Source organism: Myxococcus stipitatus DSM 14675, assembly GCF_000331735.1.
Lineage (GTDB): Bacteria > Myxococcota > Myxococcia > Myxococcales > Myxococcaceae > Myxococcus > Myxococcus stipitatus.
The window spans coordinates 3,640,219-3,663,146 of the sequence record NC_020126.1 but is presented as its reverse complement, the minus strand read 5'-3'; the positions used below and the strand labels follow the sequence as shown (position 1 = coordinate 3,663,146).

The 22,928-nt window shown below is 68.5% G+C and carries 18 protein-coding genes; 10 read left to right on the top strand and 8 right to left on the bottom strand.

Annotation, left to right across the window (positions count from 1 at the left end; translation table 11 throughout):
- Window positions 1-8 precede the first annotated feature (8 nt).
- Window positions 9-1,643 (top strand): sigma-54-dependent Fis family transcriptional regulator, encoded by a 1,635-nt coding sequence (locus MYSTI_RS14245; protein ID WP_015348462.1) that lies wholly within the window; start codon window positions 9-11, stop codon window positions 1,641-1,643.
- 71 nt (window positions 1,644-1,714) lie between these two features.
- Here the strand turns inward: MYSTI_RS14245 and MYSTI_RS14240 are convergent, their stop codons facing one another.
- Both MYSTI_RS14240 and MYSTI_RS14235 read right to left on the bottom strand, forming a co-directional pair.
- Entirely contained in the window at window positions 1,715-3,001 is a 1,287-nt protein-coding gene (locus tag MYSTI_RS14240) for a hypothetical protein (RefSeq protein ID WP_144370081.1), read from the bottom strand.
- A 456-nt stretch (window positions 3,002-3,457) separates the two neighbouring features.
- The gene (locus MYSTI_RS14235; RefSeq protein ID WP_144370080.1) at window positions 3,458-5,065 is read right to left on the bottom strand and encodes a carboxypeptidase-like regulatory domain-containing protein; all 1,608 of its coding nucleotides are present in this window, start codon (window positions 5,063-5,065) and stop codon (window positions 3,458-3,460) included.
- A 144-nt stretch (window positions 5,066-5,209) separates the two neighbouring features.
- Here MYSTI_RS14235 and MYSTI_RS41765 point away from each other — a divergent pair, with 144 nt between their 5' ends.
- Window positions 5,210-5,866, top strand: a complete 657-nt coding sequence (locus MYSTI_RS41765) for a metallophosphatase domain-containing protein (RefSeq protein ID WP_015348459.1) — start codon at window positions 5,210-5,212, stop codon at window positions 5,864-5,866.
- A gap of 92 nt (window positions 5,867-5,958) precedes the next feature.
- Window positions 5,959-6,468: an RNA polymerase sigma factor gene (locus tag MYSTI_RS14225; RefSeq protein ID WP_015348458.1), complete on the top strand. Its 510-nt coding sequence runs from the start codon at window positions 5,959-5,961 to the stop codon at window positions 6,466-6,468.
- A gap of 3 nt (window positions 6,469-6,471) precedes the next feature.
- Here MYSTI_RS14225 and MYSTI_RS14220 read toward each other — a convergent pair whose 3' ends face one another.
- The 3 genes from MYSTI_RS14220 to MYSTI_RS14210 are packed head-to-tail and all read right to left on the bottom strand — an operon-like array spanning window position 6,472 to window position 10,293.
- Entirely contained in the window at window positions 6,472-7,389 is a 918-nt protein-coding gene (locus MYSTI_RS14220) for an ADP-ribosylglycohydrolase family protein (protein ID WP_015348457.1), read from the bottom strand.
- A gap of 49 nt (window positions 7,390-7,438) precedes the next feature.
- Window positions 7,439-8,098 carry a DUF8685 domain-containing protein gene (locus tag MYSTI_RS14215; protein WP_015348456.1) on the bottom strand — a complete coding sequence of 220 codons (660 nt, stop codon included), beginning with the start codon at window positions 8,096-8,098 and terminating at the stop codon, window positions 7,439-7,441.
- Window positions 8,098-10,293 (bottom strand): S46 family peptidase, encoded by a 2,196-nt coding sequence (locus tag MYSTI_RS14210; protein WP_015348455.1) that lies wholly within the window; start codon window positions 10,291-10,293, stop codon window positions 8,098-8,100. Before MYSTI_RS14210 ends, MYSTI_RS14215 begins: the two co-directional genes overlap by 1 nt.
- 142 nt (window positions 10,294-10,435) lie before the next feature.
- Between MYSTI_RS14210 and MYSTI_RS14205 the strand changes: the two genes are divergently transcribed.
- The 3 genes from MYSTI_RS14205 to MYSTI_RS14195 all read left to right on the top strand — a co-directional run bounded on the left by MYSTI_RS14205 (window position 10,436) and on the right by MYSTI_RS14195 (window position 13,349).
- On the top strand, window positions 10,436-11,176 hold the full coding sequence (locus MYSTI_RS14205) for a M50 family metallopeptidase (protein WP_015348454.1): 741 nt from the start codon (window positions 10,436-10,438) through the stop codon (window positions 11,174-11,176).
- A gap of 376 nt (window positions 11,177-11,552) precedes the next feature.
- Window positions 11,553-12,278, top strand: a complete 726-nt coding sequence (locus MYSTI_RS14200; protein ID WP_015348453.1) for a hypothetical protein — start codon at window positions 11,553-11,555, stop codon at window positions 12,276-12,278.
- A gap of 171 nt (window positions 12,279-12,449) precedes the next feature.
- The gene (locus tag MYSTI_RS14195; RefSeq protein ID WP_015348452.1) at window positions 12,450-13,349 is read left to right on the top strand and encodes a carboxylesterase family protein; all 900 of its coding nucleotides are present in this window, start codon (window positions 12,450-12,452) and stop codon (window positions 13,347-13,349) included.
- A gap of 53 nt (window positions 13,350-13,402) precedes the next feature.
- Here the strand turns inward: MYSTI_RS14195 and MYSTI_RS14190 are convergent, their stop codons facing one another.
- Window positions 13,403-14,059: an MBL fold metallo-hydrolase gene (locus MYSTI_RS14190; RefSeq protein ID WP_015348451.1), complete on the bottom strand. Its 657-nt coding sequence runs from the start codon at window positions 14,057-14,059 to the stop codon at window positions 13,403-13,405.
- 95 nt (window positions 14,060-14,154) lie between these two features.
- Between MYSTI_RS14190 and MYSTI_RS14185 the strand changes: the two genes are divergently transcribed.
- Window positions 14,155-14,820, top strand: coding sequence for a hypothetical protein (locus MYSTI_RS14185; RefSeq protein ID WP_015348450.1), 666 nt, complete (start codon window positions 14,155-14,157; stop codon window positions 14,818-14,820).
- Window positions 14,821-14,841: 21 nt separating this feature from the next.
- On the opposite strand, the gene MYSTI_RS14180 is transcribed toward MYSTI_RS14185, so the two are convergent.
- Entirely contained in the window at window positions 14,842-15,690 is an 849-nt protein-coding gene (locus MYSTI_RS14180) for an NmrA family NAD(P)-binding protein (RefSeq protein WP_015348449.1), read from the bottom strand.
- Window positions 15,691-15,716: 26 nt separating this feature from the next.
- Window positions 15,717-16,631, bottom strand: a complete 915-nt coding sequence (locus MYSTI_RS14175; RefSeq protein WP_015348448.1) for an AraC family transcriptional regulator — start codon at window positions 16,629-16,631, stop codon at window positions 15,717-15,719.
- Window positions 16,632-16,955: 324 nt separating this feature from the next.
- Between MYSTI_RS14175 and MYSTI_RS14170 the strand changes: the two genes are divergently transcribed.
- From MYSTI_RS14170 to MYSTI_RS14160, 3 genes are all read left to right on the top strand, one after another.
- Window positions 16,956-19,325, top strand: coding sequence for a DNA gyrase/topoisomerase IV subunit A (locus MYSTI_RS14170; RefSeq protein WP_015348447.1), 2,370 nt, complete (start codon window positions 16,956-16,958; stop codon window positions 19,323-19,325).
- Between the two features lie 12 nt (window positions 19,326-19,337).
- On the top strand, window positions 19,338-21,269 hold the full coding sequence (locus tag MYSTI_RS14165; RefSeq protein ID WP_015348446.1) for a DNA gyrase/topoisomerase IV subunit B: 1,932 nt from the start codon (window positions 19,338-19,340) through the stop codon (window positions 21,267-21,269).
- Between the two features lie 105 nt (window positions 21,270-21,374).
- Window positions 21,375-22,910 carry a PEGA domain-containing protein gene (locus MYSTI_RS14160; RefSeq protein ID WP_015348445.1) on the top strand — a complete coding sequence of 512 codons (1,536 nt, stop codon included), beginning with the start codon at window positions 21,375-21,377 and terminating at the stop codon, window positions 22,908-22,910.
- The last annotated feature ends 18 nt before the right edge of the window (window positions 22,911-22,928 follow it).

Below are 22,928 nucleotides of genomic sequence, written 5' to 3'. Positions count from 1 at the left end.
TCCGCGGGATGCCGGAGCTGGTGTTTTTCCGTCGTGGCGAGGAGGTGTTGAGGGTGGGCGTGGACCGGGCACGGATGGTGCTCGGGCGCGGCGAGCAGAGCGACGTCGCGATTCCAGACCCCGAGGTGAGCCGCCAGCAGGCGGCCCTGCTGTGGGATGGAGCGCGATGCCGGGTGGAGGACCTCTCCGGCAAGGGCACGGTGGTGAGTGGGGAGACGGTCACCACCGCGGAGCTCCCGGATGGCGCGGACCTGGTGTTGGGCCAGTGGCGCGCGGTGTTCCGGCTGAGCGGTGGTGGCGAGGGCACGGAGTCCACCACGGAGATTGGACACACCACGTCCGTGCAGACGCGGGATGCGCAGCGGTGGCAGGCGGCGCAGGTGCGCGTGAAGCAGGGCTTGAATGAGTCGGTGCACCGGCTCACGGGCGACAGCTTCACGGCGGGCAAGGACGCGGGCTGCGACCTGGTGTTGCAGGACCGGTTCGCCTCCAGCAAGCACCTGAAGGTGACGCGCCGGGAGGCGGTGTTCCACGTCGTGGACCTGCGCTCGACGAACGGCACGTGGCTGGGGCCGGTGCGGGTGTTCGAGGCGGAGGTCACGCTGCCCACGACGCTGCGGGTGGGTGAGACGGAGCTGGTGTTGGAGCAGGCGGTGTCCGGGACGAAGAAGGAGACCACGTCCTTCCACGGCATCATCGGCAACGACATGGCGGTGCGGAACCTGGCGGAGGTCATCGAGCGGGTGGCGCCGTCCACCGCGGCGGTGACGATCCTGGGTGAGTCCGGCACGGGCAAGGAGTTGGTGGCTCGGGCGATTCATCAGTGCTCGCAGCGGGCGAACCGTCCGCTCATCCCGGTCAACTGCGCGGCCATCTCGAAGGAGCTCATCGAGAGCGAGCTGTTCGGCCACGAGAAGGGCTCGTTCACCGGCGCGGCGAACGCGCGCAAGGGTGCCTTCGAGGAGGCGGACGGCGGCACGCTGTTCCTGGATGAGATTGGCGAGCTGCCGTTGGACTTGCAGGCCAAGCTGCTGCGCGCGCTGGAGAGCGGTGAAATCAAGCGCGTGGGAGCCAGCCGCCCCATGCACGTGGACGTGCGAGTCGTGGCGGCGACGAACCTGGACCTGCTGGCGGCGGCGCGCGAGGGGAAGTTCCGCGAGGACCTGTACTACCGCCTCTGCGTGATTCCGTTGCACCTGCCGCCGCTGCGCAGCCGCAAGACGGACCTGGCCTCATTGGCCGAGCACTTCGTGAAGATGTACGCGCCGCGAGGGCAGACGGTGCGCTTCACGGCCTCCGCGCTGGACAGGCTCCAAGGCCACGGGTGGCCGGGCAACATCCGCGAGCTGCGCAACGTGGTGCACCGCGCGCTGCTCATGCGCAAGGGCCCGGTCATCGACGCGAGCGATTTGACGTTCGACCAGGAGATGAACAAGGAGACGGGCATCGCGGTGCCGGAGCTCCCGCCTGGGATGACGCTGGAGCAGATGTTGGAGAAGCTCGAGCGACAGATTGTCGAAGCCGCGCTGCGCCGGTTCAACAACAACCGCGAGCGCGTGGCCCGTGAGCTGGGCGTGGCCCGCTCCACCCTGTTCAAGCGCCTGAAGGACTGGGGGCTGACGCGGCAGGACGAGCAGGAATAGCAGCGGACAGACCCTCGGATGGGCTCTTCGCGGTGGAGAGCCCATTCGCTGACGACGGCCTCCCCGGAACGTCATCGTTCGAGCTGATCGAGTGGCAGGTACCCCAACTCCGTGGCCACACCTGCCTGGACATCGAACTGATACGTCTTGGAGCTCTGCTCGACACGCATCGAGTAACGGCCAGGGGGAATGCCCGCGACGACGAAGCGTCCATCCTCAGCGACGTGCTTCAGGAGATGATATTCCCCATCTCCGAAGGAGAAGTACGGTGCCTGGAGGTAGGTGGGAGACGGAATGAAGCCCACGCGACCCGCGACGGCGCCGGCCTCTTCCAGTTGGATGTCCGCGACGACGCGTTCGCCGGCTCTGCCAGAAATCGTGCGGCTGCCCGCGTAGCCATTGTCGAGCCAGGCTTCGACGAACCGCTGATACGTCGGAACCTTCACCGCGAAGCCCGAGCCTTCAAAGCGCGCGTGCCGATGCACGAAGGGCCCGTTTCCACATCGAGTCGGGCCTCCGGACTGTCTTATCGTGATTCGAACTCCAGACGCCGGGCGGCCATCGGGTAGAAAGACGTGCCCCGCCAGCTCGAAGTATTCGGTCGCTCCGCCTGAGCCGGGCCACCAACCCGGGTCCTCCTTCGTCTCGGGCACAAAGGAGACATGTTTGACGGGGATGACGACCGACCACTCGGACGTCAGGCTCACAGCCCGCTCGACATCGAAATGGGTTCCCTTGGAGGAGGCCAACACCTCCGCGACATGGACGCCCGCCTCGACACGCCCCGTCCAGCTTCCGTCCTCGCGAAGCTCCAGGGGAATGGAGCCCCAGACAGACTCCATCGAGACGCTGGAGACGCTTGGGTTGAATGCTCCACCTCGAACGTGTCTGAGCTGTGGCTTCACCGACACATGGACGAAGTCCCCGAGCCGCAGGTCGAGCTGGGCGTCCATCTCCCCCACGGTTTCGACCACGCGGTTCGTGTACTGCCCCTCCGTCGAGAACGGAAAGACGACGGGGGCGAAGAGATAGATGTTGCTCCACCCGGGAGTCACACCGTCCAGGTGGTAGTTGCCCAGGAAGTCCGTCACAGCCTGCGTGGGCATCCGGGGCCACGGGTCGGACTCGCCACTGACAGCCATCAGCCGAACCCCCACGGCTGGCGAGCCATCTGAATGCAGGAACTGTCCACGGATGGAGGCGCCGGGGGGCAACAACAAGGTGCTGGAGACAGTGCCTCCCGCAACGAGCCCGACATCGACCTCGCAGAACTCTCCGTGTCGCGCGCCTCGCGCGCAGAGGGTGAACACCCCTGCGGGCGCCGCGGAGAACCGCGCAATGCCCTCGCCATCTGTCATCGCAGACTCCAGGGGCAGCCGGGGGTCTTCGCGCCACTCATCCCGCAGCAACGCCACCGTCACTCCAGCGAGAGGTCTCTGGTCCTTCGCGGAGAGCACTCGTACGCGCACCCGCCCCGTTCCGTCCAGGGAGGGAGGGAGCGTAGGTGGAGGCGACGCGAGCTCGAGCACAGACATCGAGGCCGGGACCTGTCGCTCACATCCCAGCAGCCACACCAGGACGAACGACATCACAACGCCGGCAACCACCCTCCATCCACGTCTTCCATTCATCGGATGGTTCTCCTGGGAAGGCGGCGGTCATGGGCACGTGTTGGCATCCAGCCCTCACCAGGCTGACAGGTCCCCCTCACATCCGTGGCGATACCTGCCTGGATGTGAAAGGGATACGGCGCGGAACCATCCAGCATGGGTCTTATGTTCATGACGGGAGGAAGGCCCGCGACAGCAAAGCGCTCATCTCGGTGTCGCATCACTCGATTGCTCCGGCACCAGGTACCCGAGGTCCGTGGTCCTTCCCGCCTGGATGACGAAGCGGTACGTCGTGGAGTTCCCGCTGAGCTTGAGCGAATGGCCCCCAGGGGGGAGTCCCGCGATGATGAAGCGTCCATCCAGCTCGAGGTGTGTCAGCGGATGCTCGTCCTTTTCATCAACGAGCAACTGCGGCGCCAGGAGGAAGGGCCACCTGCTCAGCAGTCTCACGCGGCCCACGACGGCCCCCGTCTCCTGGAGGCGGATATCAGCGACGACTCGCGCACCTTCCTGGCCCTCCACCGTGACGCTGCCGGCACGACCATCTTCGAGCCAGGCATGCACGACACTCGGTGAGCCCACGCCAGGTCTCACCACGAAGCCCGCGCCCTGGAAGCGGAAGTGCCAATGCGCAGGCGCCTCTGGCATCCGCATTCCAAAGCTGCTCGACGGCTTCTCCACCGAGACTCGTGCACCGACCGCGGGTGAGCCATCAGGCAGGAGGACGTGCCCCGCGAGTTCGAAGGAAGCGTACTCGCGTGGACGGGGAAACAATGCCGCCATGCCCGTGCCGGAAGGGTCCAGCCCGTAGGGAGCCTCGATGACCGACGAGACTCCCGGCCTCAGGCTCAGGGGCACCGGGGCCGAAATGGAATGCTCCCCGGATGAACCCACGACAACCAGGTCGCGGCGTCCCACTTCGACGAGCCCCGTCCAGAAGCCACCCTCCTGGCGCCGCAGCGGCAGCGTGAACTGCCCCCTCTCGAACAGCCAGACACGCTGGATCCTGTCGTCGGACTCGGACCCGACACCGCTCCAGTCCTGCTCGGGGTTGCGGCGGGGAAACACCATCACATGGGCAAGCCCCCGGAGCTGGATGTCCAGTCGGGCCTGCTCTCCCTCCTCGACCGAGATGTTGCGAGGAGCCCCCCACCCCTCCGAACGAAACGGCACGAGGGCTGGGAGAAAGGGATAGACGTCGATGTCTCTTGGCGTCGCGCCATCGAAGGCCAGGACGCGAGGACCCGTCGGAGACACTCCATCCAGGTGGTAGTTCCCCAGGGCGTCCGTCACGGCCTGAGTGGGCATCTGCAGCGGGTGATACGAAGTGCCGACAGCCATCACTCGCACTCCCGCGGCGGGCGTCCCATCGACGTGGAGGACCTGCCCTCGGATGGAGGCCCCAGGAGGAAGCACCAGCGAGGACTCGAGGGCGCCTCCTGCGACGAGTCCGACATTCTCCTCGCACGACTCCGCGTGCCCCGCGCCTCTCGCGCAGATGTTGAACACCCCGGCGGGTGCCGCGGAGAAGAGCACCATGCCCCGGGCGTCCGTCGTCGCGGCCTCCAGCGGTTCGGTGATGTCGACAGGCGCCTCCCGCAGCAACGCCACCATGGCCCCCGCCAGAGGGCGCTGGTCCTTCGAGGAGACCACTCGGACCCGGACCTGGCCCGTGCCGTCGAAGGAAGGTGGGAGCCTCTGCGAAGGCGGCGCCGAAGCGGGAGCCCGCTGCCCGTGTCCCAGCAAGCCCAGGAGCATCACCGTCGTCAGGACCTTCGCCGCGAACATCCCTCCACGCCTTCCTCGCATCATCGAGGTGAACTCCCGGGCCCAACGCAAAGAGGAGGAACGCGCCACGACGCAGCCCGCGAAGGCACGCAAGCACCAGCCTTCAGGTACGCGGCTGTCTTTCGCGGGCGATGGCCCGCCAAGAATGTGCTGAGGCATGATTCATCCATGCGCATCGTCGCCGTCTCCGACACTCACCTCTTCCATGACGAGCTGCTGATGCCACCGGGTGACATCTTAGTCCACGCGGGCGACATGTGTCGCGCGGGGGACCTCGAGGAGCTTGCCCGAGCCGCCGCGTGGCTCCGGGGGCTCCCCTACCGTCACAAGGTCGTCATCGCGGGCAACCACGACCAGTCCTTCGCCGACGCCCCCGAGGAGGCCCGCGCGCTCCTGGGCGACGACATCGTCTACCTCCAGGACAGCGGCGCCACCGTCGCGGGCCTGCGCTTCTGGGGGAGCCCCTGGCAGCCGGCCTACAATGACTGGGCCTTCAACCTCCCGCGCGGAGCCCCACTCGCCAGCAAGTGGGCCCTCATCCCCGAGGGCCTCGACGTCCTCGTCACCCACGGCCCTCCCGCGGGCTTCGGAGACCGCTCCTCCGTGGGAGGCCGCGGCGGCTGCGTGGACCTGCGCGAGCGCGTGCTCGCCGTCCGGCCCCGCCTGCACCTCTTCGGTCACATCCACGACGACGGCGGCCTCTGGCGCGGAGACTCCACGTGCTTCGTCAACGTCACCACGTGGGAGTGCGAGCGGCCCCCCACCGTCCTCGAGCTCGATGAGCAGGGAGTCACCGAGGTGAGCATCCCCCCCGCCCGACGCTGACCCGACTCGAGAATCACGGGCCTGTAGATCCTTTTGGTGGCTGGTGCGTTCCAGGAAAGGTCCCCGTTGGGGTCTTCAGGAGCCCGCCCGTGATGCACGCCGCCGCCATCGACCTTCCGCCGCTGACCGAGCTCTACAACGAGCACCGCTCCCGAGCGTTGGCCATTGCCCGGAGAATCGTGGGCGACTCCGATGACGCCGAGGACGTGGTGCAGGACGTCTTCGCCCGGCTGGCCTGGCGCTCACCCGACTACGGCGGACGCGCGGCGTGGACCACGTGGCTCCACCGGGTCATGGTCAACAGCAGCATCAACTGGCTGCGCGCACGCAAGCGCCGCGAGCGGCTGAGCCACGAGCCGCTCGAGCCCCTCTCCCCGGAGAGCCAGGCCATGGGCACCGAGATGAAGCGTCACTTCACCGACGCCATGCGGGAGATCAACGAGCAGCAGCAGCACGTCCTCTACCTGCGCGAGGTGCGCGGGCTGAGCTACCCCGAAATCGCACGCATGCTGCGCATCCCCGAAGGCACCGTGAAGAGCACCCTCCACCGCGCCCGGCAGCGCACCTTCGGCCTCATGGCCGAGCGCGGCCACCACCCCTGACGCTCACCGCCCCGCGCGAAGCTGGAGCGCCTCCCGAGCCGTCCACCACGGCGCGGGAATCGCCCCCTGCCCCGTGGCCAGCACCACGATGCCGCCCACCATGGCGCACGTCGTGTCCATGTCGCCGCGCCCGGACACCGTGGCCCACAGCGCGTCCTCGAAGTGCTCCAGGTGCCTCACCGCGCACCAGATGACAAAGGGCACGGTGTCCTCCGACAACACCCGGGAGCCACTGCCCAGCTCCTTCGCCGCCGCCGTGGGCGTGGTGTCCAACGGCCACTCCCTCGCCCGCTCCAACCCACGCCGAGTCGCTCCCGCCGGCGTGTACTCCAACACCACGTCGAACAGCTCACGCGCGGGGCCTCGAGCCCCAGCGGCCCAGCCCGCGGCCACCGCCACGGCCATGGCCCCCGCCTGCCCGTCCGGATGGAAGTGCGTCACCTCCGCCGACAGCCGCGCCTCCTCCGCCGCGCGCCGCAAGTCGTCCGCGAAATAGGCCCCCAACGGAGCCACGCGCATCGCCGCGCCGTTGCCCTTGGAGCCCGTGCCGTTGAAGACCTGCGACGACACCGGCCTCCAGTCCATGCCCAGATGAATCCGCTCCAGGATCTCAATCGCCCCGCCGCCGTAGCCTCGGTAGGGGTTGTCCCGGAACCGCTTCGCGAAGAGCTGTGCGAGCCGGTCCTGCGCCACCCGTCCGTGCTCATCGAGCACCTGGACCAGGGCCAGCGCCATCTCCGTGTCATCCGTGTACGGCCACGGGGGCGCCGGTGCCCTGCGCGCCTCCACCACCTCGGCCACCAGGCTCCGAGCCGCGAAGAAGCGCTCGCCAAACCCATCCCCCACCGAGAGCCCCTCCAGCGACAGCAGGGCTCGCGACATCCGCTCGGCGTGGTCCACGGGCCTTCGAGTCGAGGACATGGCGCCCGTTATCCTCCGGGCGTCATGTTCGTGTCAAATCAACACCATCCTACTCATCGCCCTTCGAGCCCACGAACTGGTCGCCCTTCTCGCGAAAGAGGACGTTGAAGCTGGTGAGCGAGCCGTACACGCGGGTGATGTAGCTCTGCATCTCCACCTTCTCCGCGTCGGACAGCTTCGGGTGCGCGTTGAGCTTCTGCTCGAGCACGCGCAGCTTGTCGCGGACCATGACGACCTTGTGGAACAGGTTGTCGATGGGCATGTCCTTGGCTTGCAGCTCCGGGTTGCCCGGGACGAGGCGCACGGTGCCGCCCTCCCACTTGCCCGCGAGCGGTGGCGAGTCGGCCAGGCCGGACGCCTCCCGGAAGATGTCCATCAGCTCTTCACGCGTCATGCTCAGCCCTTCCAGGTCAACGACTTCATGGGGGTCCACCCGGCGCCGCACCACCACCGGGGCCACGCTGCGAGCGGTGCGCTCGCGCGTGGGTGCATGCGCCGCCGGGGCCACTGCGGTGCCCCGGGGCGCGTACTTGTCACAAATGGGGGCCGACGGCGGAAACATGCCCCGCGAGGACTGGAGCCGGCACGGCCCCACCCACCCTCGGCGCTCGTCCACCGAGTGAGGGCTCCACAGCTTGCAATTGCCGCACACCTGCTCTTCCGGACGGAAGGTCGGCAGGGGCGGAGCCGCGTCCGCCGAGTCACCCATCAGCGAATCTCCGCCGCCACTGGCGAGTTCTTGCGCACGCCCAGCTCCTTCAGGAGAACGTCCGCGTTCTCCACCTGGTCCAACATCCACAAGACATACCGCACGTCCACGTTGACGTTGCGAGCCACCTCCGGGTTGTAGCCGAAGTCGTTGGCCACATTCTCCCAGACGCGGTCGAAGTTGACGCCCACCAGCTGGCCCTTGCCGTTCACCGTGGGACTGCCGGAGTTGCCCCCGGTGGTGTCCGCGTCCGACAGGAAGTTCACCGGCACGTCCTTCAGCTTCCGGTCCGCCCACGCACCATGGCGCTTCGCCTCGGCCACCTTCGCCACGCGCTCGGGCACGTCGAAGGGGTCCTCGCCGGTGTTCTTCGCCATCATTCCCGACAGCGTCGTCTGCGGCGTGTACACCGCGCCATCGCGCGGCGCGTATCCCTGCACCTTGGCGAACGTCACCCGCAGCGTCGAGTTGGCGTCCGGCGCCACGGGCTTGCCCGCATGCGCGAGCACGGCCTTGCGCCACGACGGCCGCAGCCGCAGCGCCATGCCCTGGCGGCGGTCCACCGCCTCATCCATCGCCTCCAGCTCCCGCGCCAGGTCCAGACCGAACGCCAGCATCGGGTCCTTGCGCGCCTGGAGCTGCGCCGTCGTCTCCGTCGCCATCTTCAGGCGCTCGGCGAGCGTCAGCACCTGGGTGCCCGCGTACAGCGCGTCCACCTTCGCGGCCACGTCCTTCTCCACGAACGCCTTGCCGAAGTGCTTGTCCACCGTCGCGATGCGCTCGTCCGCGCCCAGCGCCTGCGCGCGCCGCACGAAGGCCGTCAGCAGCCGCTTCTCCGCGGGGAGGTGGACGTTCTTCTGCTCGCGCTCCAGCCGGTCCTTGATGCGGGCGTGCTCACGCTCCATGTAGTCCGGGCGGCGCTCCATGTCCGGCTTGGCGCGCTCGGCCGCCAGGCGCGACACCGTCACCGCCATCGCGGGGGCTCGGGCCAGGCGCTGGACCGCGCCCAGCAGGAACTCGCGCTCGAACACCTTCGCGGTGGCCTGCTGCGCCGCGAGCAGCTCCTCGCGCGCCTTGACCGCGGACGCCCACGTCGCGGCGCCCTGGGCACTCGCGCTCTTCTTCGCAATCCAGGCGGCGACCTCGGCCTCCGACTGGCGCTGCTTCTCCACGATGTGGCCGCGCTTCAGGCCCGCCAGCTGTCCGCCCGCGTTCTTGTAGCCGTTGTGCAGCCCCTTGAGCACCGACGCGACGGCGATCTTCCCGGCCGCGTCCTTCTCCCCCTCCTCCTCGAGGATGCGGATGGCCTCGCCGTACACGTCGCGCATGCGCGGGTAGACGCGCGACTGACGCTCCGCCATCTCCTCCGCGAGCAGCGCGCGGTAGGTGCGCCCCGGGTAGCCGAGCACCATCACGAAGTCGCCCGGCTTCACACCCTCCGTGGCGAGCGGGAAGAAGAACTCCGCCTTGTGCGGGATGTTCTTCTCGCTGTACGGCGCGGACGAACCATCCGGCGCGGTGTAGGCCCGCACGATGGCGAAGTCACCGGTGTGGCGCGGCCACATCCAGTTGTCCTCTTCGCCGCCGTACTCCCCCACGCCCCGGGGCGGGGCATAGACGAGCCGCGTGTCCAGCAGCTCGACCGAGTCCACCAGCGTGTAGTTCACGCCGCCGTCGAAGGTCGCCACCTGACAGCGCGTGGCCGGGCGCTTCTCACACTCGGCCACCAGCTCCTTCTGCTTGCGCTCGATGGCCTTGTAGCGGGCGGCGTCATCCGCGCCCTCGGGAACCGCGGCGAGCACCTGCGCCGTCACGTCCGTGAAGCTGCGAGGCACCTGCACCCGCGCGCCCTTGCCGGGCAGCTCGTCCTTGCGCTCCGAGGCCAGGAAGCCCGTGGTGAGCAGGTCGCGCTCCGGCGAGCTGTGCTCCTGGATGAGCCCGTAGGCGCAGTGGTGGTTGGTGATGATGAGGCCCGTGGAGGAGATGAACGCGCCCGTACAGCCGCCCACGTTCACCGCGCCCGCGAGCAGGCCGGTGCCACGCTGGGGGTCCCAGAGCTTCTTGGGCGACACCTGGAGTCCCTGGGCGCGCAACCACGCCGGGTCCAGTTCCAGGACCTGCTGAGGGGTCCACTTCCCTTCCCCGGCCAGAGCCGGGGCAGCCACGAGCGAGAGCAGGAGGAGCGTCTTCTTCATGCCCACTTCCCTACCCCGTCCGGCGCCCGCAAGCGACTGCCGCCTTCACTCGCGACGCCGTGCGGCAAGCCAGGAGTTTCCCGGGAAGAGGAAGCCCGCTTATGTGTTGGGGTGTCTCGCAGTCGAATGCCCGGGGAAGCCCATGAGGACCGCCAGCGGAGCACAGCTCGATTTCGGCCGCCTGGCCCTCCTCCTCGTGATGCTGGGGGTGGGCTGGTACTTCTGGGACGCCCCCGCCTTCTGGCCGCTGAAGCTGTTGGTGGTGATGATGCACGAGAGCGGGCACGCGCTCGCCACGCTCCTGGTGGGGGGCTCGGTGGACCGCATCCACCTGGCGGCGGACGAGTCAGGAGCCTGCCTGTCCCGCCTGCCTCCGGGTATCTTCCGCCAGATTGCCGTCTACTCGGGGGGCTACCTGGGCAGCGCGGTGGCCGGAGCGGGGTTGCTGCTGGCCACGTTCCGCTTCCGGCTGCGCCGCTGGGTGCTGGGCGCCGCGAGCGTGTGGCTGGTCGTGATGGGCGTGCTGTACGCGGGTGACAGCTTCACGCTGGCGTTCTGCGTGGGCACCGCCGTCGTCCTCGGCCTGGGGGCGAAGCTGCTGCCGGATGGCGCGGTGGACTTCGTGAACCTCTTCATCGCCGCCTTCACCGCGCTGTACGCGGTGTTCGACTTGCGCGACGACCTGTGGAACAGCGCGGTGCGCTCGCGCAGCGACGCGGCCCTCCTGGCCGACCTCACCCACGTGCCCGCGGTCGTCTGGGCCGCGCTGTGGACGTTGCTCGCCGTGGGGCTGCTCGGCTTCACCGCGTATCGCTCCCTGCACAGCCGCCCCCCGAGCCTCCAGATGCCCGCGGTGGGCGCCCGCGCCCGCGGCAGGGCCTGAACCCCGGCACTTCACCCCGCGTCACAGCTCCGTGAATCAGTCCGGTTACCGAGTCCGCACGGCCTGGAGGGGCTGTCCGTGGCGGCAAATGCTCACGCTGGATTGTTTCATCTCGGCCTGAAATGACCTCGCACGCAGGGAGACGCCCTGTTCAGAGGGGTGGTCATCCTCCGTGCGGGCTGTCGCGCGCCACCAACTCCCAAGGGTTTGCGGGGACGAAGGGCTTCGCCCAGGCCCGGGTCCTCCCGCACTCCGAGTCAAGAATAAACCGCGAAACAAACTTTCACTGATTTGTCTGCCTGAAAACAGACGCACTATAAGTGCGAGCGCCGTAGCGACTTCCAGCTACGGGCAATCCCACACTCCAGGAGCGGACATGAATCTCAAGACAGTGATTGGCTCGCTGACGTTGGCCGTGATGCTGACCGGGGGTACGGCCCTGGCGCAGAACATCGAGCCGGTGCCCCCGCACGACACGGGCGACCTGCCGAACAAGGAAGGCAGGCTGGAGCGGGTTCCGTTGAGCAAGGTGCTCCGGGACGCGCCCCGCGAGGACATCGAGAACCAGCCCGTGGAGGGCTTCCTGCCGGACCTCCCCATCCTGGTGGACGGCGTGCGGTACACGGCCAAGGAGATCCAGGAGAAGGACATCCACCTGTCGCACTACGTGCTGGATGGCCGTTCCGCGGAGCTGAGCGTGGTGCAGGGCTTCCGCACCACGGAGCAGCTGAAGGAGTACTTCTCCGCGACGGGTCAGTTCCCGTCCGAGCAGCCCACGGGCAACCAGCTCGCGAACTGCAATCCCTGGTCGGTCTTCTTCGAGCACTCGTGGTACGGCGGCGCGTCGTTCTCCGTCTACCCGGGCTGGGGCTACCCGAACCTGGGCTGGTGGAATGATCGCATCTCCTCGCTCTGGAGCACCCAGTGCGGCCGTTGGACGCTGGTCACCGAGCACTCCTGGTACGGCGGTCACGTGCTGTGGATTGGCCGCGCGTGGGCCGTTCCCAACATGGGCAGCTACGGCTGGTACACCGGCTGGTGGCCGTTCCGCCGCTGGCACTCGTGGAACGACCGCATCTCGTCGGTCGCCGTCTACTGGTAGTCCCGAAGTGACGTGACGGGAGCGGAGGTCCTTCGCGCCTCCGTTCCTCCCGCCCCCAGCAACCCCTGGGCACATGAAGACGCAACTCGATTAACAACAGAAACTCGCGAACAACTAGAACTCAATGTAGACAACTGGAGTCACATCCACCCCTCATCTCGAGGTGACTCCATGAGAAGTGTTGCCCTTGCCGTCGTCGTCGCGGCCCTCGCGGCCTGTGGTCCCGGCACGCCGGAGGATGCCGCCGCCCTGGCCGCGGACACCTGGTCCGCCGCCCTCCTCTCCCCCGTGGAGAATCAAATCTCCGTGCACATGCAGGGAGCGAACGGGAACCCGCTCCCCTACGGTGAGTTCATTCCGCCGGGCTACAACGCCTCCACGGAGCTGTACCCGGTCGTCATCCACTTGAATGGCATTGGCGAGTTGGGCCGGGCGCCGAATCCCACCGACCTCTACGAGGTCCTGACGCGCAACGGAGCGCTGCGGAACATCCGCACGAGCGCCACCTGGAAGACCTACTTCGCCCAGAAGAAGATGATGGTCTTCGCCCCGCAGGCGGTGGACAACTACTCACCGGCGGAGATTCGCCCGTTCGTCCAGTTCATCGTCGCCAACTACCGGGTGGACCCCAAGCGCGTCTACCTGACGGGGCTGAGCATGGGCGGCTGGGGCGCGTGGCGCTATGCCACGCTGCACGGGAGCGAGCTGGCGGCGATGGCCACCTTCGCCACCGCCATCGGCGCGCCGGGAGAGACCATCCCCCAGCTCAAGGATGTGCCCATCTGGGCCGGCAGCAGCTTCGGAGACCGCTGGGGTGAGCGCTCCTGGGTGCTCCCCGTGACGAAGAACTACAACCACTGGGCCTTCCCGCCCGTCGTCGAGCTGCCGCAGACGACGACGTACCTGTTCAACAAGACGACGCAGTCGTGGACCTCGCAGGCTGGCATCGTCGCCACGGGGAACACCATCCTTCGCTACGTGGTGTTCTCGGGCAACGCCCACATGGGCTGGGCGGAGACGTACGGCCTGCAGTCCTTCTGGGACTGGATGTTCGCCCAGTCGCGCCCGTAACCGGTTACCCGCGACGAAGGCGACTGGGGGCCTCCTCGCGCCTCCAGTCCCCTTCACTTCCTGGGGCGCATCCTGAACGCGACGAACGAGGCGACGTCCGGGTAGGAGAAGTAGGGATTGAGCCGCCGCACGTCGCCCATCGCCGCCACCGGCGCGTCCGCGTAGTCGTGCCCCGGCCACAGCCGCGTGGAGTCCGGCACCTTCAGCAGCACCTGCGACAGCGAGCGGTACATCGCCTCCGGGTCCCCGCCCTTCATGTCGCACCGGCCACAGCCGTTGATGAAAAGCGTGTCGCCGGACACCAGCGAATCCCCCGCGAGCAGGCAGTGCGAGCCCGGGGTGTGCCCCGGCGTGTGGAGCGCCTGGAAGCGCGCGGGGCCCACGGGTACGACGTCCCCAGGCCCCAGCGGGCGCAGCGCGTCCTTCAGCTCCCGCAGCTCCGCGGAGAACGCCACCTCCTCACGCTGGGCATAGACAGGGAGGTCGTGGCGCGACAGCAGCTCCGGCAAGCCATTGATGTGGTCGAAGTGGCAGTGCGAGACGAAGGCGCCCGCAAGGCGCTTGCCGTCCTCCGCGACGGCCTGCTCGATGGCCGCGACGTCCCACGCGGGGTCCACCACCACGACGTCGGGCGAGTCCGCCGCGCCGACCAGGTAGACGAAGTTGTCCATGGGTCCCAGCTTGAGCTGCCGCACGTACGGGTCTGGCATCGTTCAGTCCTCCGGTGAGAACTCTAGCGCCTGACACTTGAAGCGACCGCGTCTTCCCACTTGAATGGGCGCCATTCCCCGGAGGTCCACACACCGTGAAGCGCTCTCTGCCGTTGCTCATCTGTACCCTTCTCGCCGGCTCGAGCGTGGTCGCCAAGGAACGGTCCACCTTCCGGTACACCGCGCCCCCGGACGGCGAGCGCCCCGTCATCGTCGACGCCGTCATCGGCCCGCAGGGCAGCGACTTCGCCCTGCGCCTGCGCTTCGACAAGGCCCCCTGGGGCGAGGAGTGCAAGAACCGCTGCGCCAACGCCACCCTGTTGATTGACGCCGACAACAGCAAGCAGACGGGGCTGCGGCTCTCGCAGGGCGCGGCGGGCAATGGCGCCGACCTGGCCATCATCATCCAGGGCGTGCGCGAGTACGCCACGGAGGGCGGCGGCGCCCAGAACTGGCTGCGCGTGAAGGTGCGCCTGCTGGGCAGCGAGGCCAGCACGGTGGACGACGGCGAGCTGCTGGCCGAGCTCAACCACCGCCACGACACCGACCGCATCCAGTCCGAGGACAAGACCGTCTACCTGCTCATCGACACCACCAACGCGGCCATCCCCTCGGGGCGCAAGGCGCGCGTCGTCTACCAGCCGCCGGGGGGCAAGCCCATCCAGGCCACGGTGACGGGCTTGATTGGCGGGGGCGGCACGCACGGCGTGCGCATCTTCAAGGATGGCAACTGGGGCCGCGCGCCCCAGGCCAATCCCTGACCCCACTCGGAGTCGAGGGCCTCAGGTCCCTCGCCAGAAGTCGGCGTGCTCCTTCGCGAACGCCTCGAAGGAGCGCGGTGGCGTGCCCGTCACCTCCAGCACATGGTCTCGAGGTGACGGTGCGCGTCCTTCGCGGTGGAAGCGGAACATGTCGATGAGTCCGTCGGCATGGGCGGGTGTCACCGAGTACGGCAGCACGGCCTCTCGGTAGGCCGCCTCCGAGACGGTCTCATACGTCAGCGTCCGGCCCGAGGCCTGGGCCAGCGAGCGGACCCTCTCCGGATAGCTCAGGGATTGTGGCCCGCCGAGGTCCAGCGCGCGGCCGGCGAAGCGCTCGGAGGTCAGACACACCGCCGCGACCCGGGCGATGTCCCGGGCGTCGATGGGGTCCTCCTTCTCGTCTCGCCAAGGCAGACGCAGCACCCCCTCGGTCCGCAGGGAGTGGCCGTAGTACGTGATGAAGTTCTGCATGAAGCCCCCGGGCCTCAGCAACGTGAAGGAGAGCCCCGAGCGCTCCACCTCGCGCTCGATGGCCCGGTGGACACGCGCCAGGTAGAACGCCTCGCTCTCGGCTCCGAGAATCGACAGCTTCACCAGCCTGCGCACGCCCGCGTGACGTGCGGCCTCGATGACCCGCAGTTCCGCGCCGACCTGGTCCACCATGTCCCCGGTCACCAGGAAGACGCTCTCGGCGCCCTCCAGGCACGCCGCCAGCCCGTCCCCCGTGGCCAGGTCCACCCGCACATGCTCCAGGCCCTGGAGGTGCGGCGTCCGGGCGCGGGAGACCGCGCGCACCGGAAGACGCCGCTCGTGAAGTTCCTCGAGGACCGCTGCACCCACCACTCCCGTCGCACCCAGGATGACGTTCATGCGGGCAAGATGCGCTCGAGGCGACTTCACCCGATAGGAAGCATCTGACCCCGCTCCTCGGGTGGCAACACCTCCGCGCCGCGCGCCGTCGACACCAGCGCCCCTGGGGACAGACCGGCGAGCTTCCGGCACTCGAGCAACCAGTGGGACTGGTCGAAGTACCCCGCTTCATGCGCCAGCCAGGTGAGCGAGGGCGACGCGCCCCTCCGCGTGGACGCGAGCGCGCGCTGGAAGCGGCGGACCCGGAGGAGGTCACGCGGCGTGAGCCCGACCTCTCGGCGAAACAGCTCGATGAACCTCCGATGGCTCAAGCCCGAACCCATGACGAGCGACGCAACGGACACCTCCGCGGCGCTCTCGTGGAGCCGCGCCAGCGCCCTCGCGACCTCCGGGTGTGAGGCACGCCTGACATCGAGCCGCGCCAGGAACAGCTCCCCCAGCAATGCGAAGCGGTCCTCCGTGCCTTTCGCCTCGCGCAGTCGAGTGACCCAGTCCTCCACGTCAGCGCCCCAGACAGAGGCCAGCTCCACGTGCCGCTCGGCCAGTTCCTCCTGGGGAATCCCCAGCAGCGGCCAGGCACCTCCCACCCGGAAGTGGACTCCCGCGAGCAGGGCCTGCTGCGCCGTGGGCACGTCATACGCCGTGAGCCGAGGCCCGGCGACGTGCGCCCCCGAATGATGACCCTCCGCGCCATCCAGCTCCCGCCACTCCAGGCGCTGGCCCGCGAGCGGTATCACCCACTCCACGGTCCCCGTGGGCAACACCCGCTCACGGCCGTGCGCAGGGAGGTACCCCTCGTAGACCCAGAACGCGTGGATATACGGGCGGAGCGCGGGAGGCGGTGCGACCGCCCGGTAGAACGCATGAGGACCGGCCATGGAGCCCCGGATGATGCCCGGTCCAATACCCCGGTCCGGCGCCGGACAGGCGTCCGAGCCCACCCCTCCCCTCCCGCCCGGGCGGATTCTGGAGTCGACCTCGCGTCCTCTCCTACCCGCACCCACCGTCCCGCCCCTGGGTGAGTCGAAGGAGCCCTCCCGCCCGGAATTTCAGGTGGTTACAGGCCTGTTCCACTTGGATGGAGAACTGGACGGACGTATAGGTGGGATGTCTCCGAGGATGCGCAACCCCCCGAATTCGTTCCAATTGTCAGGGGGCCATGGTAGTCCCGGCCCTTCGTTGCAGATTCGAGAGTCCATGGCGCGGAGTGCGCGAGTCACGCACCGCGTTCGGGTACGAGACGTTCTCACCTGGGTCTGAAGAGCATGCGCGCAGAAGCCGAAAAGAAGACGCCGAAGAAGCAAGGGGGCGGGGGTGGAGCCTCGGGCGCGGCGGGCGGTGGTGGTGGTGAAGGGTTCATCCCGGCCTCGCTGGCCGAAGAGGCGCGGCGCCGGTACATCAACTACGCCCTGTCGGTCATCACCTCACGTGCCCTCCCGGACGTGCGCGACGGCCTCAAGCCCGTGCAGCGCCGCATCCTGTACGGCATGTGGAACGACCTGAACCTGTCGTTCGACACGAAGTACCAGAAGTGCGCGCAGGTCGTCGGCGCCATCATGGGCCGCTACCACCCGCACGGCGACGCCTCCATCTACGACGCGCTCGTGCGCATGGCGCAGGACTTCTCCCTGCGCTACCCGCTGGTGGACGGGCACGGCAACTTCGGCTCGCTGGACGGCGACTCGGCCGCCGCCTACCGCTACACCGAGTGCCGCTTGGACAAGCTGGCCACCGAGATGCTCGGCGAGCTCGAGCGCAAGACGGTGGACTTCCGGCCCACCTACGACGGCACCCGCAACGAGCCCATCGTCATCCCCGCGCGCGTGCCCCAGCTGTTGATGAACGGCACCACGGGCATCGCCGTGGGCATGGCCACCAACATCCCGCCCCACCACCTGGGCGAGCTGGTGGACGCGCTGGTCGCCCTCATCGAGAACCCCGCGCTGCTTACGAAGGACCTGCTCAAGTTCGTCAAGGGCCCGGACTTCCCCACGGGCGGGCAGATCCTCAACGACAAGAAGGAGCTGCGGGAGATCTACGAGGCGGGCCAGGGCAGCATCCGCATCCGGGGCGAGTGGGACACCGAGGAGCTCAAGCGCGGTGGCCAGCAGATCATCGTCACCTCCATCCCGTACACGGTGAACAAGTCCACGCTGGTCGCGAAGATCGGCGACCTGGTGCGCGAGCGGAAGCTGCCGCTCATCGTCGACGTGCGCGACGAGTCCACCAAGGACGTGCGCATCGTCCTGGAGCTCAAGAAGGACGCCAACGCCGAGCTGGTGATGGCGTACCTCTACAAGCACACGCCGCTGCAGACGACGTTCGGCGTCAACCTCACGTGCCTGGTCCCCAGCGAGGACAACCCGGAGGTCGGCACGCCCAAGCGGTTGGACCTCAAGTCCATCCTCCAGTACTTCCTCGACTTCCGCTTCGGCGTCGTCACGCGCCGCTTCCAGCACGAGCTGGGCGAGCTGCAGAAGCGCGTCCACCTGCTCGAGGGCTTCGAGAAGGCCTACGACGCGCTGGATGAAATCATCCGCATCATCCGCCAGTCCGAGGGCAAGCAGGACGCGGCCCAGAAGTTGATGGCGCGCTTCAAGCTGGACGAGCTCCAGGTGGACGCCATCCTGGAGATGAAGCTCTACAAGCTGGCCCGCCTGGAGATTCTGGTCGTCCAGAAGGAGCTCAAGGAGAAGCGCGCGGAGATCAAGCGCATCGAGGGCATCCTCCGCGACAAGAAGAAGGTCTGGTCCACCGTCAAGGACGAGCTGGGTGAGATCAAGGGCCTGTACAACGACAAGCGCCGCACGAAGATTGGTGGCGCGGGCTCCGAGGAAGTGGAGTTCAGCGCGGACGCGTTCATCGCGGACGAGGACGCCCACGTGGTCCTCACCCGCGACGGCTGGGTCAAGCGCGTGCGCGAGGTGAAGGACCCGTCCTCCACCCGTCTGCGCGAGGGCGACGCGGTGATGACGGTGCTGGCCGGCAGCCTCAAGGCCAACCTGGTGCTGTTCAGCAACTTCGGCACCGCCTACGTCACGCGCTTCAACGACATCCCCGCGTCCACGGGCTACGGCGACCCGGTGCAGAAGCTGTTCAAGTTCGACGACGGCGAGCGCGTGGTGGCCGCGTGGTCGCTGGACCCCCGGCTGTCCGCTCCGGAGAAGCTCGTCGGCGTGACGAAGCAGGGCATGGGCATGCGCTTCCTGCTGGAGCCGCACCTGGAGGTCTCCACCCGCGCGGGCCGTCGCTACGCGAAGACGGGCGAGGGCGATGAGATCATCGGCGTGCACGAGGCGGCGGAGAAGGACCTGCTCGCGGTGCTGACCAAGAAGACCCACGCCCTGGTGTGCAAGGTGGCGGAGGTCAACGAGCTGGCGGGCCCGGGCAAGGGCGTCACCGTCATCAAGGTGGATGACGACGACCAGGTGGTGGAGTTCCTCGTCACCGCGCCCAACCAGAAGGACGCGAGAATCGATTTCGAGACGCAGAAGGGCCGCAAGCTGCAGCTCGCCCCCGCGAAGTACGGGGTGACGGGCCGCGGCGGCAAGGGCCACGAGATGTCCAAGCGCGACGCGGTGGCGGACGTGAGCAGGAACGTCGTCTTCATCCCGTTGCCCGAGAAGAAGGACTAGCCAGAGGACGCCATGGCGACGAAGAAGGAAAGCTACACAGGCGCGGACATCCAGGTCCTCGAGGGCCTGGAGCCGGTGCGCAAGCGCCCGGCGATGTACATCGGCGGCACGGACAGCACCGGGTATCACCACCTGCTGTGGGAGATTCTCGACAACTCGGTGGACGAGGTCATCAACGGCCACGCCACCACCGTCGAGGTCACGCTCCACAAGGACGGCCGAAGCATCACCGTGGTGGACAATGGGCGAGGCATCCCCATCGACATCATGCCGAAGCTCAAGAAGCCCGCGTTGGAGGTCATCCTCACGACGCTGCACTCGGGCGGCAAGTTCGAGCAGGGCAACTACACCCACTCCGGCGGTCTGCACGGCGTGGGCAGCTCCGTCGTCAACGCGCTCTCGCGCAAGCTGACGGTGGAGATCAAGCGCGACGGCAAGCGGCACGTCCAGACGTACGCGCGCGGCAAGGCGACGAGCCCCCTCAAGGTGGAAGGCCCCGGGCGTGGCACGGGCACCTCCATCACCTTCGAGCCGGACACCGAGATCTTCGGCGACAAGCTCAAGTTCGACGCGGAGCTGGTGCGCGAGCGGCTGGAGGCCAAGAGCTACCTGCACAAGGGCATGATCGTCGTCTGGAAGGACGAGACGACCAGCCCCGCCGCGGCCATCACGTACAAGCACGATGGCGGCATCGCGGAGTACCTCACCAAGGTCATCGCGGAGCGCCAGAAGCCGCTGGTGCCGGCGGGCAGCACCACGTTCTACCACTCGCGCGACAACGGGGTCCGGCTGGAGGCCGCGCTGGGCTGGACCGAGGCCACGGACGAGCAGGTCCGCAGCTACGTCAACGGCGTCCCCACCCCCATGGGCGGCACGCACGAGGCGGGCCTCCGCGGCGCCGTCGTCAAGGCGGTGCGCAACTACATCGAGACGCACGACCTGACGCCCAAGGGGGTGTCGCTCACCGCGGAGGACATCCGCGAGGGCATCACCGCCATCCTGTCCGTGTACGTCGTGGAGCCACAGTTCCAGGGCCAGACGAAGTCGCGGCTGAACAACCCCGAGGTGACGGCGCAGGTGGACGGCGTGCTGCGCCCCGCGCTGGAGAAGTGGCTCAACGACAACAAGAGCATCGCGGAGGCGGTGGTCGCCCGCATCATCCTGGCGGCGCGCGCGCGCGAGGCCAGCCGCGCCGCGTCCCAGGCCGTCAGTCGCAAGACGGCCGTCAGCCACCGGCTCAACCTGCCGGGCAAGCTGGCGGACTGCTCGTCCACGGACCCGAGCGTCAGCGAGCTGTTCCTCGTGGAAGGTGACTCCGCAGGTGGCTCCGCCAAGCAGGGTCGCGACAGGCGCACCCAGGCCATCCTCCCCTTGCGCGGCAAGGTGCTCAACGCGGAGCAGGCGTCCACCGACAAGGTGGCCACCAACAAGGAGCTCCAGGACATCGTCAGCGCGCTGGGCTGCGGCATCGGCGCCGACTTCGACATCAGCAAGCTGCGCTACGGCCGCGTCTTCCTGCTGATGGACGCCGACAGCGACGGCCACCACATCGCCACGCTGCTGCTCACCTTCTTCTACCGCCACCTGCGCCCGCTCATCGACAGCGGCGCCATCCACATCGCCCAGCCGCCCCTGTTCCGCGTGGACATCGGCAAGGAGACCTACTGGGCGCTGGATGAGGCGGACCGGGACCGCATCATCCGCGAGAAGGTCAAGGGCAACGCCAAGCCCAACATCATGCGCTTCAAGGGTCTGGGCGAGATGACGGCCGACGAGCTCAAGCAGACGACCTTGGACCAGAAGAACCGGCTGAGCCTGCGGGTCACCATCGACAACCCCATCGAGACGGACCGTGTCATCAATGACCTGATGGGCCGCGACGTGAGCGCGCGCTTCAAGTTCATCATGGAGCGCGCCGGCGAGGTCGAGGCGCTGGACGTCTAGCCATCCGTCATCCTGCCGCGCACGGGTCCCCCCCGCCCCGCCTGCCCCTGGGGCGGAGACGGGGCCCCGTGACGGCATGGGTCCGCTCGGTTACATTCCAACGCCGTGAATACGTTCCGCCGAATCGCCCTGCTCCTCACCCTGCTGCTGGCCGTCCTTCCCGCTCACGCCCAGACGACGCGCAAGAAGACGACGCGCAAGAAGGCCGTGGCGACCAAGGTCGCGAAGAAGAAGCCCACCGCCAAGGGGAAGAAGAAGGCGCCGCCCGCCGAGGACCCGTCCCCGGCCGACACGGGTGACGTCGCCAGCCCCCAGCCCATGGTCTTCGGTGAGCCGGACGCGCCCTCGGCCCCCTCCGACACGCCGAAGGCGCCCGAGTCCCGCCCCTCGCTGGCCACGCCCACCCAGGCGCCCCCGCCCGCCAGCACCGAGCCGGTGAAGCCCGAGGGCCGCCCCTCGCTGGCCCACTCGCCCGTCGCCCCGTCCGCGGCCACCGGCCCCGTGGCGCTGTTCTCCGTGCCCCGCACCCCGGGCGCCGCCGAGGCGGCGGTCCGGCTGGAGACGGAGCTGCGCAACCACCTGCAGCGCGGCGGCGATGTGCCGTTCGTGGACCTGGGGCAGGCCTTCCCTCCCTCGGAGCCCCTGCCGCTGACGAAGGCGGATGCCCTCTTCGAGGAGGGCCGCGGCGCGTACGACAACCTGGACCCGGAGATGGCGGAGGCCCGCTTCCGCGAGGCCGTCGCGGCCTATGAGAAGGCCCCCGGCGACCTGCGTCCCCAGCGGCTGAGCGAGACGTACCTGTTCCTGGGCGCGTCCCGCATGCTCAATGGCGACACCGCGGGCGCGAAGGAGTCCTTCCTGCGCTCGGTGGTGGCGGACGCCTCCACCCGGCCCGACAAGGCGCTCTTCGGCCAGGACGTGCAGAAGGCCTTCGATGACGCCCGCGCGGAGGTCGCCGCGCAGCCCGCCGGCACGCTCGTGGTGGACTCGCTGCCCGCGGGTGCCCAGGTGCGCGTGAGGGGCGAGGACGTGGGTGTCACGCCGCTCAAGGGCGTGTCCGTCGCGCCGGGCCGCCACCCCGTGGTGGTGTCGCTGCCGGGCCACACGTCCTACGCGCAGTTCGCGGAGGTCAAGCCCGCGGGGAGCGCCCAGGTGAAGGCCACGCTCGAGCCCGGCCCCGGCCTGTCCGCCATCCGCGAGGCCGCCGTGCGCGCGGGCTCGAAGGCCGCCTTCGACAGCGAGACGCTGCCCCCGGAGACCGCGGCCATCGCGGACCGGCTGGATGCCCGCTACCTGGTGCTGGCCGCCGTGTCCCAGGACAAGAAGGGCCGCTTCGGGGCGGAGCTCCAGGTGTGGGATGTGCGCACCCAGGCGCGCCTGCGCGGCGTGGAGATCGACCTGTCCGGCAAGGAGCGGGACGAGAGCCCGGCGGCCACGGCCGAGAAGGTGCGCGGCTTCATCAACGGGTCCATGGCGCCTCGCGTCGCGGAGAGCACCGGCTCCGGTGAGTCCCTGCTGAAGCGGCCCTGGTTCTGGGCCGTGGTGGGTGGTGTCGCGGCCGTGACGGCGGGCGCCGTCTACGTGGTGACGCAGGACAACGGCCGGCCCTTCAACCCTGTTTCGGGAGGCGTTGGCTTCTGAGCCACGGGTTGAATGTCG

What these genes read in the sequence shown, in the direction of transcription:
- MYSTI_RS14245 (WP_015348462.1), top strand. Translation starts at nt 9, where the DNA reads ATGCCGGAGCTGGTGTTTTTCCGTCGTGGCGAGGAGGTGTTGAGGGTG.
- MYSTI_RS14240 (WP_144370081.1), bottom strand. Translation starts at nt 3,001, where the DNA reads ATGACAGATGGCGAGGGCATTGCGCGGTTCTCCGCGGCGCCCGCAGGG.
- MYSTI_RS14235 (WP_144370080.1), bottom strand. Translation starts at nt 5,065, where the DNA reads ATGATGCGAGGAAGGCGTGGAGGGATGTTCGCGGCGAAGGTCCTGACG.
- MYSTI_RS41765 (WP_015348459.1), top strand. Translation starts at nt 5,210, where the DNA reads ATGCGCATCGTCGCCGTCTCCGACACTCACCTCTTCCATGACGAGCTG.
- MYSTI_RS14225 (WP_015348458.1), top strand. Translation starts at nt 5,959, where the DNA reads ATGCACGCCGCCGCCATCGACCTTCCGCCGCTGACCGAGCTCTACAAC.
- MYSTI_RS14220 (WP_015348457.1), bottom strand. Translation starts at nt 7,389, where the DNA reads ATGTCCTCGACTCGAAGGCCCGTGGACCACGCCGAGCGGATGTCGCGA.
- MYSTI_RS14215 (WP_015348456.1), bottom strand. Translation starts at nt 8,098, where the DNA reads ATGGGTGACTCGGCGGACGCGGCTCCGCCCCTGCCGACCTTCCGTCCG.
- MYSTI_RS14210 (WP_015348455.1), bottom strand. Translation starts at nt 10,293, where the DNA reads ATGAAGAAGACGCTCCTCCTGCTCTCGCTCGTGGCTGCCCCGGCTCTG.
- MYSTI_RS14205 (WP_015348454.1), top strand. Translation starts at nt 10,436, where the DNA reads ATGAGGACCGCCAGCGGAGCACAGCTCGATTTCGGCCGCCTGGCCCTC.
- MYSTI_RS14200 (WP_015348453.1), top strand. Translation starts at nt 11,553, where the DNA reads ATGAATCTCAAGACAGTGATTGGCTCGCTGACGTTGGCCGTGATGCTG.
- MYSTI_RS14195 (WP_015348452.1), top strand. Translation starts at nt 12,450, where the DNA reads ATGAGAAGTGTTGCCCTTGCCGTCGTCGTCGCGGCCCTCGCGGCCTGT.
- MYSTI_RS14190 (WP_015348451.1), bottom strand. Translation starts at nt 14,059, where the DNA reads ATGCCAGACCCGTACGTGCGGCAGCTCAAGCTGGGACCCATGGACAAC.
- MYSTI_RS14180 (WP_015348449.1), bottom strand. Translation starts at nt 15,690, where the DNA reads ATGAACGTCATCCTGGGTGCGACGGGAGTGGTGGGTGCAGCGGTCCTC.
- MYSTI_RS14170 (WP_015348447.1), top strand. Translation starts at nt 16,956, where the DNA reads ATGCGCGCAGAAGCCGAAAAGAAGACGCCGAAGAAGCAAGGGGGCGGG.
- MYSTI_RS14165 (WP_015348446.1), top strand. Translation starts at nt 19,338, where the DNA reads ATGGCGACGAAGAAGGAAAGCTACACAGGCGCGGACATCCAGGTCCTC.